Source organism: Providencia sp. TYF-12 (assembly GCF_041344805.1).
Taxonomy (GTDB): Bacteria; Pseudomonadota; Gammaproteobacteria; order Enterobacterales; family Enterobacteriaceae; genus Providencia; species Providencia huashanensis.
Map to the genome: position 1 here is coordinate 2,957,830 of NZ_CP166833.1, position 15,662 is coordinate 2,973,491.

Consider the following 15,662-nt stretch of genomic DNA (forward strand, 5'->3'; position numbering starts at 1 on the left):
GCGGCTGATATAACTATCAACCGCTGTTGAATAACCAAAAACCGGGTTTAATAATATGCTAGTGCCTTATTACCCCCTTAAAGGCGTTTTTCTAACCGGCGTATTCCCCGCCACAAAATAATCCGCTTGGCTGACAGGTAGTGGTGCCCGATTACGTATTTTATCTGCTATTTTTTCAGCAATCATAATCGTCGTTGCATTCAAATTACCGGTAATAATTAATGGCATTATTGATGCATCAATCACCCTTAACCCTTCAATACCGTGTACCTGCCCTGCACCATTAACAACTGCCATTTCATCATTACCCATTTTACAAGTACCACAGGGGTGAAATGCGGTTTCAGCGCGCTCTCGAACAAAAGCATCCAGTTCTTCATCGGTATTCACCTGTTTACCGGGGCTTATCTCTGCACCACGATATGGGTCGAGAGCTGGCTGAGCCATAATTTCACGGGTAATACGGATAGCTGCACGAAACTCTTCCCAGTCCTGTTCCGATGACATGTAGTTGAATAAAATACTCGGGTGTTGCCTAGGGTCTAATGATTTTAAACGTACTCGCCCACGGCTAGGAGAACGCATTGAGCCGACATGAGCTTGGAAACCGTGCATATTAACTGCATTACTACCATTATAATTAATTGCAACTGGTAAGAAATGAAACTGAATATTCGGCCACGCAAACTTATCACTAGTACGAATAAAACCGCCCGCTTCAAACTGATTACTGGCACCAATTCCCGTCCCTTTGAACAGCCACTGAGCACCAATCATCGGTTGATTATACCACTTTAATGCTGGGTATAATGAAACTGGCTGTTTGCATTCATACTGCAAATACATCTCAAGATGATCTTGTAAGTTTTGCCCAACACCGGGCAAAACATGTACTTTAGGGATATTAAACTCCGCCAATACATCTTCAGGACCAACCCCTGAGCGTTGTAATATTTGTGGCGATGCAATCGCCCCTGCACATAATAACACCTCTTTACGCGCTTTTATCACCGTTGCAGTTGTACTGTTACCTGGGTAATACTTCACACCAACCGCTTTTTTTCCTTCGAACTCAATAGTATCAGTGGTTGCATGAGTCACAATCGTTAAATTTTTTCGCCCTTTCGCTTGGTCTAAATAACCACGCCCCGTACTTGCTCGACGTCCTTGAGGGGTCACTGTGCGATCCATAGGACCAAACCCCTCCTGTTGATAGCCATTTAAATCATCAGTTTGCGGGTAGCCTGCTTGAACCCCAGCCTCAACCATTGCATGAAATAGCACATTATTGCCATTTTTAGGCGTAGCTACACTTACGGGCCCATCACCACCATGGTAATCATTTGGACCAATATCCCGCGTCTCCGCTTTTCTAAAATACGGTAAGCAATCTAAATAGCGCCAATCTTCTAGACCGGGAGCTTCAGCCCAGCCATCAAAGTCCATCGCATTTCCACGGATATAACACATCCCATTAATCAGTGATGAGCCGCCAAGCCCTTTTCCTCGACCACACTCCATACGGCGGTTATTCATATGTGGCTCGGGGTCAGTCTCATAGGCCCAATTATAACGTCGACCTTGTAATGGATACGCTAATGCCGCTGGCATTTGTGTGCGAAAGTCGAACCGATAATCCGGTCCTCCTGCTTCAAGGAGCAGCACAGTAACTTCAGGATCTTCTGTCAGGCGGGTAGCAAGAACGTTACCGGCTGAACCAGCACCGATAATAATATAGTCATAGACCATTGTTATCTCCTCTGTTTCAGTCAAATTAAAATGATGTGATTAAAAAACCGATGAAAACTCCCCAAGTTCAACTTGAATAGATTTGATTTGTGTATAATTTTGCAGCGTTATCACGCCATTTTCACGACCAACACCTGAATGTTTATAGCCACCAACGGGCATCTGTGCAGGAGATTCGCCCCATGTATTAACCCAGCAAATACCTGCTTCTAATTGATTAATTACACTATGCGCTCGCGTTAAATCTTGAGTAATAACCCCCGCCGCCAACCCATACACACTGTTGTTGGCACGAGCAATGACTTCCTCTTCCGATTGATAACCTAAAATACTCATTACTGGACCAAAAATTTCTTCCTGAGTAATTTGCATTTCATCATCACAATCTGTAAATACCGTAGGAGCAACATAAGCGCCATCAGCAAAGTGACCATCCACTAAACGCTGCCCACCACATAACAAACGAGCCCCTTGCTGCTTCCCTAATTCGATATAACGCAGTACATTTTCCATATGCGCAAAACTGACTAATGGCCCAAAATTCGTGCCCTCTTCAACAGGAGAACCGATTTTAATCCGCGCAACACGCTCAACAATTTTATGTTCAAATTGTGATTTAAGAGAATTAGGCACAAATACCCGTGTACCGTTCGTACAGACTTGGCCTGAGCTATAAAAATTAGCCATCATAGCGATATCAGCAGCTTTATCTAAATCTGCATCATCACAAATAATTAATGGTGACTTACCACCAAGCTCCATGGTGACTTCTTTCAATGATGAAGCAGATGCATTGGCCATGACTTTTTTACCCGTAGCTATCCCACCCGTAAATGAGATTTTAGCAATATCTGGGTGCTCTGTTAGCCATTGGCCGACTTCCCCGCCTGCTCCAGTGACCACATTGAACACCCCAGCTGGTAAACCTGCTTCGGTATATATTTCAGCCAGTTTTAAAGCCGTTAACGAAGTCACTTCACTCGGTTTGAACACCATCGCGTTTCCAGCTGCAAGCGCTGGCGCCGACTTCCATAAAGCGATTTGAATTGGGTAATTCCATGCACCAATACCAGCAACAACACCTAATGGCTCACGACGGGTATAAACCAATGCGCTATCACGTAACGGAATTTGTTGCCCTTCCAGCATCGGTGCTAGCCCAGCATAATATTCAAGGACATCAGCCCCTGTCACAATATCGACATAACGAGTTTCAGATAACGGTTTACCGGTATCCAAGGTTTCAAGATAAGCCAGCTCATCATTACGTTCGCGTAAAATATCAACAGCGCGGCGTAAAATTCGTGAACGCTCCATCGCTGTCATTGCCGCCCACACCTTTTGGCCTTGTTTGGCGCTTTCTACTGCCCATTGAATATCTTCGAGGCTAGCAGATTGTAACTTGGCAATGACCTCCCCATTTGCGGGGTTGATTGCCGAAAATTGACTGCATTCTGGTTGTGAGCTATCGACGTAACCACCATGAATATAAAGCTTATGGATTGGTGGATGTTGCATATTATCTCCTTTGAATTGATATTTAGGTTTTTGTTACCTCTGCCCGATGAAGTTGCATATCGATATATTCATTAGTGATTTTCAGTGCCTCTAGGACTGGGAATACTTCATTACTTAAAGCACTCCGTAACCATAAACCATCAATTAGCGCTGCAAGCCCTTTTGCAGCCATCCGCGCATCGGATTTGCTTAATACCCGCCCAAATTCATAACTTAAATTCGAATAAAGCCGCCTATCATTCACCTGTTGTAGTCGGTTTAAGTTAGGCTGGTGCATACTACTAGCCCAAAATGCTAACCACGTTTTCATCGCGGCTTCGCTAGTCTGTGTTGGGTCAAAGTTACCTTCAACAATCGCCTGTATTCGCAATTTTGGCTCTGCATCCGGTAGCATTCTTAAGCGCATCGCAACTGCAAGCCCAAGTTGGTATTGAATATGGCGCATAGCCGCTTCAAGTAACCCGTTTTTATCTCGAAAATAATGGCTAATAATACCTGTAGACACCCCAGCTTTACGGGCGATTAACACAAAGCTGGCTTCTTGCATTCCAACTTCGTTAATCACAGCCAAAGTGGCCTGAATTAACTGCTGTTTACGTATCGACTTAATTCCTACCTTCGGCATAGTATTTAAACCTAAAAAATACACTGTTCCCTTTTATTAAACGTTTTTTTAATTGAATGTTCAATCAATATTCTCTATTGTATTTTACAATTAATTCACAATATATGCAGGAGGGATATGGAGGAAAACCAAATTCACACTGATTAATCAATTAGTTAGAGTGAAAAGTAATTTTAACCTGTTAAATAAATAAAAATGTGGAACTGCCGATGACAACTCAACATAGTTCGAAAAATCAGCAGAAAGACAAATTAAATTCTGTGGTTTTTTTCACTTCCGCTGGTCTTATTCTAGCGTTTTCTTTTTTTACAATTCTGATGACCGAAACAGCAAATCAGTGGATCGTCGCCACCTTAGGTTGGGTATCAAAAACCTTTGGTTGGTATTACCTATTAGCGGCAACCTTGTACATTGTTTTTGTTATTTTTATTGCAACATCACGCTTTGGGAATATCAAACTCGGTCCTGAGCAATCCAAACCTGAATTTAGCGTTCTTAGCTGGTCTGCAATGCTATTCGCTGCGGGGATTGGTATTGATTTAATGTTTTTCTCTGTAGCTGAACCCGTCACTCAATATATGCTTCCGCCAACAGGCGATGGAGAAACCTTAGAAGCAGCCCGTCAGTCGATGGTGTGGACACTATTCCACTATGGCCTAACGGGCTGGTCTATGTATGCATTAATGGGTATAGCTTTAGGGTACTTCAGCTATCGTTATAATTTACCTCTGACCATTCGGTCTGCACTTTACCCTATTTTTGGTAAACGCATTGAGGGGCCTATCGGCCATACCGTTGATATTGCTGCAGTACTGGGGACTATCTTTGGTATCGCAACGACACTTGGTATTGGGGTAGTACAACTCAATTATGGGCTAAAAGTGTTGTTTGACTTACCGCAAGGCTTAACGGTACAAACTGGCTTGATCTTTCTATCCGTTGTCATGGCGGTGATTTCAGCGACCTCTGGGGTTAATAAGGGTATCCGTATACTCTCCGAGCTCAATGTGCTTCTAGCTTTAGGCTTGATTTTATTCATATTATTTGTCGGTGATACTGAGTTCTTGCTCAATGCGTTAGTGCTCAATGTAGGGGATTACGTCAACCGCTTTATGGGGATGACACTCAATAGCTTCGCATTTGACCGCCCAACTGATTGGATGAATAGCTGGACACTGTTCTTCTGGGCTTGGTGGGTGGCATGGTCGCCATTCGTTGGGTTATTCCTCGCCCGCATCTCTCGTGGCCGAACGATCCGTCAATTTGTGATTGGTACTTTAATTATTCCTTTTGTTTTCACTTTATTGTGGCTATCCATTTTCGGAAATAGTGCTTTATATGAAATCATTCATGGCAATAGTGAGTTAGCACAAACTGTACTCGAAGCCCCTGAAAAAGGGTTTTATTCCCTACTTGAGCTCTATCCTGGCTTTGGTTTAACCGCCTCAATCGCCACCATCACAGGGTTACTTTTTTATGTTACTTCTGCGGATTCCGGCTCATTAGTATTAGGGAATTTCACCTCGAAACTCAGTGATATCAATAATGATGCACCTAATTGGTTGCGTATATTTTGGTCCGTCGCGATTGGCTTACTAACTCTAGGAATGCTAATGACTGATGGAGTTGCTGCCTTACAAAATACCACGGTGATCATGGGGCTACCTTTTAGCTTCGTCATTTTCTTCATTATGGCAGGGTTATATAAGTCATTAAAAGTCGAAGATTTTAGGCGCGTTAGCTCATTAAACACCAATGCACCCGCACCACTGTATGGCAATGGTACCCTCAATTGGAAACAACGTTTAGGCCGTGTGATGAACTTCCCCGGTACGACTTATACGCAACGGATGCTTGATTTAGTTTGTATCCCTGCGATGCAAGAAGTGGCGAAAGAGTTATCTTTAAGGGGAGCAAAAGTGGAGTTTAATACGATGCCACCAATTGCAGATGAACGGTTAGAACATTTAGAGCTGACCGTTGACCTTGATGATGAACAAAGCTTTATCTATCAAGTCTGGCCGCAACGCTATTCTGTTCCTGGCTTTACTTATCGCGCCCGCTCGGGGAAATCCCATTATTACCGTTTAGAAACCTTCTTATGGGAGGGTTCCCAAGGGAATGATTTAATGGATTATACCAAAGAGCAGGTAATTAGCGATATTCTCGACCAATATGAAAAACATATGAATTTCATTCACTTAAGCCGTGAAGCTCCGGGAGCAACATTGACTTTCCCTGAATCAAGTTAACTTAAAATCAATAAGGGAGCCTATTGCTCCCTTATTTCTCAGTAAAACTGCTTATCAGTAGCGCCCCGCTTGCTCCAACATTTTCTTCATTTGTTGTCGGTCATTCACCCAAGGCCTAGAGTTTGGGCACCCTGCTCCCGTAGGGTTGGCATCACAAGCATTAAACTGATGTAGTATTGAATTTTCATCCGCATTACGTTGGTCTAATAAAGCTTGATAACTTTGTTCCTCTGCTGGAAGTTTCTTCTTGGGATCAAAGACAAACTTTTGTTGTGCCTGTAATTTTTTAGCACCTTGGTAGTCTTGATTAAACTCGCGATCAGCGGGTGATTTTTCTTTAAAGGTAAAATCGCTGGCAAAGCCGTAAGTAGTGAAACTAAGAAAAATAACAAAAATAATCTTTTTAAACATATGAATATCCTACTGTGTCTGTAAGTCAGTATTATATAACGCAGAATTATCACATCCAGAAATGATTAAAATAAAATATAATCAAATCTTACTATTCAATATGTTAATTATAATAAAACATCAAATCAATTGATTGATATAGATACTATTAACATGACATTAATCATGCATCAGTAATATAAATACAGTTCACCTCAATCACAACCAATTGTTCTTAATAATTACCCCTCACATGAAAGACCAATGATGTGATGATATGAAATAAGCCAAGATGCAAAAAAGACTAACTACCATCATTCAAATTAACCTAATAATTTGTATCGAATTACCTCCATTATCATGATCATAATAGGACTGTAACCTATTAGATTACTAATAATTTTTAGTCTTGTTCCTAAGCCTATTTTCTATAAAAGTGACCTTGCCCTATTAGTTAGTATTGGGCACCAATTTCACTTTATCTAACTCATTAGACTAGGAATATACAATGAATAAAACCTATTTTGGTCCTTATATCGATGTCAGTGTCGATGCCACTTGGAACGATTGGCAAAACTACCCTGATGGCAGGCCAAATGCTAAATACAGCCAAGCTGCAATCCAATATGGGGTTGATATACTTTACCTTGGTTTTTTAACTGCGGACCGAAATAGACAAGCGGCATGGTCCGCCCAACCCACAATGCCAATAAGCTGGGCTAAACCCTTGTGTGACGAACTTATTGCTGGCGGGGTAAAAGTTGCAGTGTCATTCGGAGGAGCCGCTAATCAAGATGTCTCATTGGTACAGACACAAGAAGAACTGATCAAAACCTATCAAGAAGCTATCGATAAACTAAACGCATCGCATATAGATTTAGACTTCGAAAATGGCCTCTATGATGCTGATAATGCATTTTCTGCTTTAAAAGTGATTGTCGACAATAACCCAAAAATCACCTTGAGCCTAACCCTACCCACCCTACCGACAGGGTTAACAAATACTGGATTAGCATTAGTGAAAAAATCTGTAGAAGCAGGTTTGGTCATGAAAGTTAATGGAATGGCAATGGATTATTATGACCCAAACATCATTAGCTTGGGCGATGCCGCTATCAAGGCTGCCATCAGTATTAAAAACCAATTAAAACCTTTCTACCCATCGGTAGAAGATAAGGAAATGTATAATTACGTTCAAATTACCCCGATGATTGGCCTAAATGATGACCATGCTATGTTCAGTTTCCATGATGCCGACATTCTAAGCGAATTCGCAAAAAAAATAGGTTTGAACCTCGTGTCGATGTGGAGCTTAACCCGTGACCGTCCTGGTAATAAACCCTACCCAGAAGCAACAAGCTCAGGTAACCCAGAACAAACCTATGATTTTCAATATACAGAACTATTTACTCAAAAACTTAACTCATAGATAACCCGTTATCACCAATATTATGGGTATTGGTGATAACCCATTTTTTCTGAAATATTACGCCCCGCCGTTTTTAGTAATTCAACATAATCATCAATACATTGTTCATCAAAGCGGATCGTTGGAAATGAAATGGATAGCCCTGCAATCACATGCCCTAACCGGTCATATACTGGGACAGCGATACAACGTAAGCCAAGCTCTTGTTCTTCCCTATCCTGCGCATAATGACATTCGCGAACGGTGGCTAATTCCGCCAGCAAATCATCCAACGTTAAAATCGTGGTATTGGTTTTTTTGGTAAATAATTCATCTTTTAATGCACAGCGGATAGCGTCTTCACTTTGCCAAGCCAATAAAATTTTACCTATCGCGGTACAATACAACGGGTTACGGCGACCGACCCGTGAATACATACGTAAATTATAACTAGAATCTATTTTGTGAATATAAATGATAGCGTCTTCATCTAATGCGCCTAAATGCACGGCCTCATTGGTGAGTCGGCCAATCTGGCGCATTTCTTTATCTGCAATTTCAATCAGGTCAACGTACTCGAGGGATTTCGCCCCTAATTCGAAAAGCTTCAATGTCAGTGAGTATTTATCTGCCTCACCTTCTTGCTCCACATACCCCAGCTGTTTCATGGTTTGTAAGAAACGAAATGTTGTCGCTTTTGACATCAGCAAACGCTGGGAAAGCTCCGATACACCGATTTCCTTTTGTTCACCAAGAGCGCTAAGTATGCTAAATACTTTGACTACAGCTGAAACGGCGTCCGTTTGAGTCGTCTTATCCATTTCTTTTCCATCATCCAATTCAATTGATAGCGATATTATAGCGAAACCAGCCAATACCACTCTAGGCTAAATAGCATAATAGGCAGGTCACAGAAAAACAAGAACAGTGATTCAATATTTTTAAAACAGCGTTTCATTTTTATTTGAAGTTATGAATAAAATGAGTTTTAATAGCTCTATCAGGTCAGTATTAGTTTACTAAGTCGTAATCGCGCAGGTGGTAAATATGAGTACACATCCGCAAGTTGCCGTCATTGGCGAATGCATGGTTGAATTACAAAAATCGGGTGAGCTTTACAGCCAAACTTTTGGTGGGGACACGCTAAATACCGCGTTATACCTCTCACGTTTAACTCAGAAACACGGAGTGACAACCCGATATATTACTGGTTTAGGGAAAGACCCATTTAGCCAACAAATGCTTACCCGCTGGCAGCAAGAAGGGATCAATACCGATGATGTGTTTATTTCTGATACACGGTTACCGGGTATGTATTTAATTGAAACCGCCCCCAATGGTGAACGCCGTTTTTTCTACTGGCGTGATAACGCAGCAGCAAAATTTTGGTTAGATGAAAATAGCAAAGCACACACACAGCAACAGCTTAATGCACAACAATTCATCTATTTAAGTGGCATTAGTTTAGCTATTTTACCTGACGCCACACGCCAATTGTTATTAGAAATTTTACAGCAAGCCAAACAGCATGGCGCAAAAATTGTATTTGATAATAACTACCGCCCAGCTCTTTGGCCTTCAAAACAAGCGGCACAGCAAGCTTACCAGCAAATTTTAAGCCTAACCGATATCGCTTTTTTGACCTTTGATGACGAACAATTGCTATACGGTGACAATCACGAAACCGATGCAATTCTTCGCACTCAACAATATGGCGTTAATGAAATCGTGATAAAACGCGGGGCTGATGCTTGTTTTGTGGTTATTGATAACCAACGCTTTGAAATTCCTGCAAATAAAATTAGCCATGTTGTTGATACAACTGCCGCAGGGGATTCCTTTAGTGCCGGCTACCTAGCTTGCCGCATTTTAGGTGGCAGCCCTTGCGATGCGGCAAAAACAGGTCATTTACTGGCTGGAAGCGTCATCCAACACCGGGGAGCGATTATTCCATCCGAGGCCATGCCAACCATTACTTTAGCCCCCATTGAAAAGGTTTAATCATGAATCAATTAATTGAAAAAATTAAGCAGCTGAAAGTTGTCCCTGTGATCACCATTAACCACGCAGAACATGGGGCGCCACTAGCTAAAGTGTTGGTGGAAAATGGCCTACCGTGCGCAGAAGTCACTTTCCGCACCCCAGCCGCGGTACAAGCTATCAAAAACATGCGCGCTGCCTACCCTGAGTTGCTGATCGCAGCAGGTACCGTATTAACCACACAGCAAGTTGACCAAGCCATTGAAGCAGGCGTGGACTTTATTGTCAGCCCAGGCTTTAACCCGAAAATTGTTGCCTACTGCCAACAAAAAAATGTGATTATCATTCCGGGCGTCAATAACCCAAGCTTGGTAGAGCAAGCTCTTGAGTTTAACCTCACCACCTTAAAATTCTTCCCTGCAGAAGCCTCTGGTGGGGTTGCGATGCTCAAAGCACTCGGCGCCGTTTACCCTGTTAAATTTATGCCAACAGGTGGTATCGGCATGAAAAATATTAAAGAATACACCGCATTACCGTCTGTATTAGTGTGCGGCGGTTCGTGGATGGTACCAAATGCATTAATTGACAGTGAAAACTGGGATGAACTTGCAAAATTAGTTGCTGAAGCAGCGGCTATTTAATTAATAATAAAAATCTCGTTGTTATTGCGCCCTTACTGGATGGTAAGGGCTTTTTGCTAACGGCTTAGATAGAATACATTCGAGTAAAATATTCGCTGATTTTGTCATTATCTAACAATCTATCTTTGGTAAAATCTAAAGTATCAGAAACGACAATGTATTGCCTTAGAGGGATAGGTATATCTGATATTGTCGCATAAATCGTTGGCACTAAATGGCGAAAATAATCTCCCATTTTTGTTTCACCATCATAGCCCACAGGAAAGTCTTCCCCTTGGTTATAGCCTTCAATGCCTTCAAATACAAATATTCCCTTTTGTGTTGCAAGATAAGCATCTGTCAGTTTATTACCTTCATCTAAGCAATTTTTATAACTGGTAAAAACAGTTTCTTGGGAATAATGCTTGTATCTCCAATAGGAAAATAGATCAACTGAAAAACCACCATTTTTCTGTATGCTATTTTCATATTTAGCCGATTCACAATATATAAACTCTATTAAATCAACATATAACTCACTAATATTAGGTATGTTGATATACACTTTGGGTAACCATCCCCAGCAATTATTCAGCATAAATGCTAAATAACCGTTTTTATCCATTGCAACCCATGAATAAATATTCCCCCATTCAGGTCGCCAATCAGTAGTTAACATAAAAACCTCTTATATCGTTCACAATACAATTAAATTTTTATAGATATTGAGTGAATTGGCCCTATACTTTAATTCAATGCATAAGGCCAAAATGAAACAGACTCTATATAAAAAGCTCAATAGTCATTAAATTATCAGAAACCTAACCAATAAAACGCTGCAACTGTAAACGCAACATCTCATTTTCGCGCCGTAGCCTTTCATTTTGGTCCATCAGGCTCATTGCCATTGCGATGCCCGGCCAGTCAATCTCTAATTCATGATAAAGGCGTACCGCCCTTCTCACGACCACCACGGCTTGGTCGTCAAATAACCATTCATCTCTAATTTCAATAGGTTGTACAATCCCAAGCCCGACGATTTCCTGTAATTCATCTTCAGCAATCCCCGTATGAAAGCAGAAATCAATAACGGTTAATGTGGTTAACTGTTCCATTATTTACCTCCCCAATTTTTACGTGGGTCAAAATGCGTTTGAGCCTCCGCCAACTTCTGCCACAATGCATTCGATTCCGCATCATTACTATCGGGCATTACAATTTTTATAATGGCGTATAAATCCCCTGCACTATCTTTATGTTTCAGCCCTTTACCTTTAAGTCGCAATTTTTGCCCCGCTTGGCTATTGGCGGGAACCGTAATAACAATCGGGTCCTTTAAGGTTGGTATAGTAACTTTAGTTCCGAGCGCCGCCTCCCAAGGGGCTAATGGCACAACCACTTCTAGGTCATAGCCTTTAATATCGAATAAGGGGTGTGGCGCAATACGGATGGTTATCCATAAGTCACCGTTTTCACCGCCATTTTCTCCCGCGGTCCCTTGCCCTTTTAAGCGAATGCGTTGCCCATCAATTACCCCCGCAGGGATGGTCACATTGAGTGTTTTAGGGATTTCATTTTCGATAAAACCAAAAGCGTTGTAGACCGGTAAGTTATAACTGATAGTGCGTTTATGTGACTCTTGGCTTTCTTCAAGGAAAACGGCTAATTCAACCTCTAAGTCATGGCCACGATGGCTGCGTGCTTGCCTTGTACTGCCGCCACGTGCGCGTTGGGAAAACATCGATGAAAAAATATCATCAAAGCCCCCCGCATCGAACCCTTGTTGGGAATAGCCTTGGCTTTGTTGACCTTGGTGCCTTTGATTAAAATAAGGGTCATTTCGATGTTCCCACATTTCATCGTATTCGGCGCGTTTTTCTTTGTCACTTAATACCGCCCACGCTTCTGCTATCTCCTTAAAGCGGGCTTCGGCATCCGATTCTTTACTGACGTCGGGGTGATATTTTCGCGCTAAACGGCGATACGCGGTCTTAATGGTTTTTAAATCATCGGTGCGTTTTACACCCATGATGCTGTAATAATCCTTTAGTTCCATAGTCATATCTCGTTCACTTATCTGTTGAATAGAATTCATATGGTGTTTAGCTTTACTGCTTAAATGGGCTAAACATAACGACTTACCTTGAATTTAACTTAAGACATTTATATGGCAATTGGAATAGTAGAACAATGATAAATATTAAATATATTGGCAAATAATGAAGATGCAAATCGATAACATCCCACAAAAACAGGAAATTTTCGCTATTTAGAGCTAAACCTATAAGAGAGCTCACGTCTTGCAAGGGGAATTTATGGATGCCATCGCCAACCGATTGACCTATAAAATGAATTTTGCCATTAACATTGAGGATTTTATTCGCTTAATCCATCAGTCATCATTTAAAGAAACCGTACCTACCGATAACCTAACCAAATTAGATGCAATGCTAAATAATGCGGACTTATTAATTAGTGCATGGGATGAAGAACAAGTTGTGGGTTTTGTAAGAGCGGTCACCGATTTTAGTTCTTGCTGCTATATCTGTGAGCTTGCCATAGATACCAATTATCAAAAGCACGGTATCGACCGTCATTTAATGCGCCTTGCCGCTGAAGAACTGCCTTCTGAATGCAACCTTTTATTTTTTTCGACCGACAGTAACCTCACCGAGTACCTAAGACTGGGGTTTACTCAATCTCCAAGAGCGTGGCACACCACAGCAGAGAATTTTTTGGCTAAATTAACCGATGGGGAATGATAAATAGACTATTTACATAGCCTTTCTTTTGCGTCGAGATCAGTAAATAGCGTATAATATTTCACTTATGTCACCTCGCCACCTGTGTGGCGTAGTGAGTTTGCGATAGCGCGTACACCTTTTAGTCAGGATGCAATATGTATTATTTTTTAGCTGTCTTACTCCTTATCTTTAGTATTATCCTTTTAAGAATACGCGCCGTTAAAGCAGCAAATAAAAGCCAAGTTATTCCTTTTAAAACCTTTAGAGAATATGAAGGCATTGATGATTATGAAAAAGCGGTAAAACATGCTGTTTATGCCATATCGAAATGCCACACAGTCATGGATAAAATGAAATGTTATTTTGACCTGCGCGTTTTATCCTACGCTTTATATTCCGATTACGAACATGAAGAGAATATGGTCACCGCCCTTGAAGGACTACTGACTCAAAAATTCACATTTACGTATTCTTCTTTTATTATCCCCTACCCTGAACCCGTTGAAGAAACTGCCTTAGCGCGCTTTTATTTGACTCAAACACGAGCCCATTGCCCCCAAAATATTTGGGATTACCTGCTTGATGCTTCTGTCATGACCAATGAAGAAATTGACGCCATCAATACCCTCGAAAGTGCCCTTGAAGTACATCATACGTTAATGGGAACGATATTATATGATGAAAAAATAGGCTGTTATTTTGATGAGGACTACACTAAACCCGCAATTTACGATAATGATGTGTATACCGTGACCGAAGCACAATTAAACCAATGGTTAGATGAGGAGCTGGATTTGATGGCTTTTTATTGTGAGTCACTTTTAAAAGTGTGCATCGAATATATCAAAAAAGAGAATGGCATTATTCGCGTTTAGCTGCGAGATAACACAAAAATAAGCCGCAAGTCACCAAGGTGTTTTAAAAAATAGATTTATTTAACTCCAATGTTCTAGCTAATTCATTAGCTAATACAGAAAACACTAAAAAAGTCAGTTTTCATTTAGGGTTTATTAAAAATTCACCCTATGCAGATGCTCTAAATAATTCGTGTTGTGGGTAGAAGACCAGTGAGGATATCTCGGGGAGCATACACAAGTATCGAAAACTCAGGGAATATCTAAAAAAACAGTTTCAATTTAGGTTTTATTAAAAATTCACCCTATGCGGATGCTCTAAATAATTCGTGTTGTGGGTAGAAGACCAGTGAGGATATCTCGGGGAGCATACACAAGTATGTGACCCGAGTAGCCGAGCGCAGTCGACACCCCCACAATGCGAAGTATGACGAGCATCGAGGAGCATCACTTAAGGCGGCCACGAAGTCGTTTCACGGCCTGACTATGAAGTTGACTCACCCTAGACTCCCCCACATCCAACACCGCACCAATCTCTTTCAAATTCAGTTCTTCTTGGTAATACAGCGTTAGCACCATTTTCTCACGCTCAGGCAATTGCTCAATAGCCGCTGCAATTTGGTCGCGTAAACTGGAATCCAATAACAAACTCAATGGGTTGCCGCCATCATCTTCATCCATTTGCGGCTCACAGCTTTCCCCGTGAACCTCATGCCACTCATCATAAGAAAACAACTGGCTATTATTCGTATCTAATAATGCTTGACGATACTCCGCAAGGTCGATATTCAGTGCTTTGGCGATTTCCGGCTCGGTAGCACTGCGCCCTAACGATTGCTCCAACGCACCAATAGCTTTGGTCATTTCACGCGCTTGGCGGCGCACACTGCGCGGCACCCAATCACGGCTACGCAGCTCATCGAGCATCGAACCTCGAATACGTTGCACCGCATAGGTGGCAAACGACGCCCCTTGGGTAACATCGAAACGTTCCAATGCATGCAATAAACCAATGCCCCCCGCTTGAATTAAGTCGTCAATATCAACACTGGCAGGTAGTCTGACTTGCAGTTTCAGGGCTTCATGGCGTATTAGAGGGTAATAACGCTCCCATAGGCTATTTTTATTGATCACACCTTCGGCAGTATACAAATCACTCACAACCTGAATCACCCTTCAAGCTTTATAAAAGGTACTCATTATCAGTGTTGGATTTGAATTCAATCCGTAGAGTAAGGCAATAAATAGGGCTTTATTTGCCTTATCCTAAATAGGTGAAATTTGAATGATTACAATGTTAATTATTGTTTTAACACAATTTTTAGGGAATTTTACTGGCAATACAAGTGAGAGTGGTGGTTTTGTTGAGAAGCAATTTTTGAACCATTTTTAGCTTTTGGTGTTTTGGCTTTAAAAACATGTTTCTTTAGCCTATATAGTTCGTGCTATAGCTAGGCGGCAAATAAGTTTATACCGATGAGCGTACATAAGTACGTGATTCGGATGAACTTATGAAGCCAAC

Annotated in this window: 15 protein-coding genes; 6 read left to right on the top strand and 9 right to left on the bottom strand. The window is 41.5% G+C overall.

The genetic code is table 11. The annotated features are described in order from the left end of the window. Window positions 1-69: 69 nt before the first annotated feature. From betA to betI, 3 genes are read right to left on the bottom strand one after another with little or no spacing between them, the layout of a single operon-like run. Window positions 70-1,749, bottom strand: a complete 1,680-nt coding sequence (gene betA, locus ABE954_RS13500; protein WP_042844198.1) for a choline dehydrogenase — start codon at window positions 1,747-1,749, stop codon at window positions 70-72. 39 nt (window positions 1,750-1,788) lie between these two features. Further along, window positions 1,789-3,267, bottom strand: coding sequence for a betaine-aldehyde dehydrogenase (gene betB / locus ABE954_RS13505; protein WP_042844200.1), 1,479 nt, complete (start codon window positions 3,265-3,267; stop codon window positions 1,789-1,791). Between the two features lie 22 nt (window positions 3,268-3,289). Beyond that, window positions 3,290-3,892 (bottom strand): transcriptional regulator BetI, encoded by a 603-nt coding sequence (gene betI, locus ABE954_RS13510; protein WP_042844367.1) that lies wholly within the window; start codon window positions 3,890-3,892, stop codon window positions 3,290-3,292. A 209-nt stretch (window positions 3,893-4,101) separates the two neighbouring features. On the opposite strand from betI, the gene ABE954_RS13515 reads away from it, so the two are divergent. After that, window positions 4,102-6,144 carry a choline transporter gene (locus tag ABE954_RS13515; protein ID WP_042844202.1) on the top strand — a complete coding sequence of 681 codons (2,043 nt, stop codon included), beginning with the start codon at window positions 4,102-4,104 and terminating at the stop codon, window positions 6,142-6,144. Between the two features lie 54 nt (window positions 6,145-6,198). Here the strand turns inward: ABE954_RS13515 and ABE954_RS13520 are convergent, their stop codons facing one another. Beyond that, the gene (locus tag ABE954_RS13520) at window positions 6,199-6,555 is read right to left on the bottom strand and encodes a hypothetical protein (protein WP_166686064.1); all 357 of its coding nucleotides are present in this window, start codon (window positions 6,553-6,555) and stop codon (window positions 6,199-6,201) included. A gap of 487 nt (window positions 6,556-7,042) precedes the next feature. Here ABE954_RS13520 and ABE954_RS13525 point away from each other — a divergent pair, with 487 nt between their 5' ends. Next, window positions 7,043-7,963, top strand: coding sequence for a chitinase (locus ABE954_RS13525; protein WP_166686063.1), 921 nt, complete (start codon window positions 7,043-7,045; stop codon window positions 7,961-7,963). A gap of 20 nt (window positions 7,964-7,983) precedes the next feature. Here ABE954_RS13525 and kdgR read toward each other — a convergent pair whose 3' ends face one another. After that, a complete protein-coding gene (kdgR, locus tag ABE954_RS13530) occupies window positions 7,984-8,763 on the bottom strand; it encodes a DNA-binding transcriptional regulator KdgR (RefSeq protein ID WP_042844205.1) in 780 nt (259 codons plus the stop codon). Between the two features lie 226 nt (window positions 8,764-8,989). Here kdgR and ABE954_RS13535 point away from each other — a divergent pair, with 226 nt between their 5' ends. Continuing rightward, window positions 8,990-9,943 carry a sugar kinase gene (locus ABE954_RS13535; RefSeq protein ID WP_042844206.1) on the top strand — a complete coding sequence of 318 codons (954 nt, stop codon included), beginning with the start codon at window positions 8,990-8,992 and terminating at the stop codon, window positions 9,941-9,943. Between the two features lie 2 nt (window positions 9,944-9,945). Further along, window positions 9,946-10,563, top strand: coding sequence for a bifunctional 4-hydroxy-2-oxoglutarate aldolase/2-dehydro-3-deoxy-phosphogluconate aldolase (locus tag ABE954_RS13540; RefSeq protein WP_042844207.1), 618 nt, complete (start codon window positions 9,946-9,948; stop codon window positions 10,561-10,563). Window positions 10,564-10,627: 64 nt separating this feature from the next. Here the strand turns inward: ABE954_RS13540 and ABE954_RS13545 are convergent, their stop codons facing one another. The 3 genes from ABE954_RS13545 to cbpA form a co-directional block, all read right to left on the bottom strand. Then, entirely contained in the window at window positions 10,628-11,221 is a 594-nt protein-coding gene (locus ABE954_RS13545) for a hypothetical protein (RefSeq protein ID WP_042844209.1), read from the bottom strand. A 142-nt stretch (window positions 11,222-11,363) separates the two neighbouring features. Further along, window positions 11,364-11,657, bottom strand: coding sequence for a chaperone modulator CbpM (locus ABE954_RS13550; RefSeq protein ID WP_042844210.1), 294 nt, complete (start codon window positions 11,655-11,657; stop codon window positions 11,364-11,366). Beyond that, on the bottom strand, window positions 11,657-12,598 hold the full coding sequence (gene cbpA, locus ABE954_RS13555) for a curved DNA-binding protein (protein ID WP_042844368.1): 942 nt from the start codon (window positions 12,596-12,598) through the stop codon (window positions 11,657-11,659). The genes ABE954_RS13550 and cbpA overlap by 1 nt, the downstream gene beginning before the upstream one ends. Window positions 12,599-12,857: 259 nt before the next feature. On the opposite strand from cbpA, the gene ABE954_RS13560 reads away from it, so the two are divergent. Together ABE954_RS13560 and ABE954_RS13565 are read left to right on the top strand one after the other, a co-directional pair. Beyond that, window positions 12,858-13,304, top strand: a complete 447-nt coding sequence (locus tag ABE954_RS13560; protein ID WP_129465793.1) for a GNAT family N-acetyltransferase — start codon at window positions 12,858-12,860, stop codon at window positions 13,302-13,304. Between the two features lie 137 nt (window positions 13,305-13,441). Next, window positions 13,442-14,161, top strand: coding sequence for a DNA-binding protein (locus tag ABE954_RS13565; protein WP_187550470.1), 720 nt, complete (start codon window positions 13,442-13,444; stop codon window positions 14,159-14,161). Between the two features lie 426 nt (window positions 14,162-14,587). On the opposite strand, the gene ABE954_RS13570 is transcribed toward ABE954_RS13565, so the two are convergent. Further along, a complete protein-coding gene (locus ABE954_RS13570) occupies window positions 14,588-15,301 on the bottom strand; it encodes an RNA polymerase sigma factor FliA (RefSeq protein ID WP_042844212.1) in 714 nt (237 codons plus the stop codon). Window positions 15,302-15,662 lie beyond the last annotated feature (361 nt).

Excerpts from the sequence above, each read along its gene's own strand:
- betA (WP_042844198.1), bottom strand. The coding sequence starts at position 1,749 with ATGGTCTATGACTATATTATTATCGGTGCTGGTTCAGCCGGTAACGTT.
- betB (WP_042844200.1), bottom strand. The coding sequence starts at position 3,267 with ATGCAACATCCACCAATCCATAAGCTTTATATTCATGGTGGTTACGTC.
- betI (WP_042844367.1), bottom strand. The coding sequence starts at position 3,892 with ATGCCGAAGGTAGGAATTAAGTCGATACGTAAACAGCAGTTAATTCAG.
- ABE954_RS13515 (WP_042844202.1), top strand. The coding sequence starts at position 4,102 with ATGACAACTCAACATAGTTCGAAAAATCAGCAGAAAGACAAATTAAAT.
- ABE954_RS13520 (WP_166686064.1), bottom strand. The coding sequence starts at position 6,555 with ATGTTTAAAAAGATTATTTTTGTTATTTTTCTTAGTTTCACTACTTAC.
- ABE954_RS13525 (WP_166686063.1), top strand. The coding sequence starts at position 7,043 with ATGAATAAAACCTATTTTGGTCCTTATATCGATGTCAGTGTCGATGCC.
- kdgR (WP_042844205.1), bottom strand. The coding sequence starts at position 8,763 with ATGGATAAGACGACTCAAACGGACGCCGTTTCAGCTGTAGTCAAAGTA.
- ABE954_RS13535 (WP_042844206.1), top strand. The coding sequence starts at position 8,990 with ATGAGTACACATCCGCAAGTTGCCGTCATTGGCGAATGCATGGTTGAA.
- ABE954_RS13540 (WP_042844207.1), top strand. The coding sequence starts at position 9,946 with ATGAATCAATTAATTGAAAAAATTAAGCAGCTGAAAGTTGTCCCTGTG.
- ABE954_RS13545 (WP_042844209.1), bottom strand. The coding sequence starts at position 11,221 with ATGTTAACTACTGATTGGCGACCTGAATGGGGGAATATTTATTCATGG.
- ABE954_RS13550 (WP_042844210.1), bottom strand. The coding sequence starts at position 11,657 with ATGGAACAGTTAACCACATTAACCGTTATTGATTTCTGCTTTCATACG.
- cbpA (WP_042844368.1), bottom strand. The coding sequence starts at position 12,598 with ATGGAACTAAAGGATTATTACAGCATCATGGGTGTAAAACGCACCGAT.
- ABE954_RS13560 (WP_129465793.1), top strand. The coding sequence starts at position 12,858 with ATGGATGCCATCGCCAACCGATTGACCTATAAAATGAATTTTGCCATT.
- ABE954_RS13565 (WP_187550470.1), top strand. The coding sequence starts at position 13,442 with ATGTATTATTTTTTAGCTGTCTTACTCCTTATCTTTAGTATTATCCTT.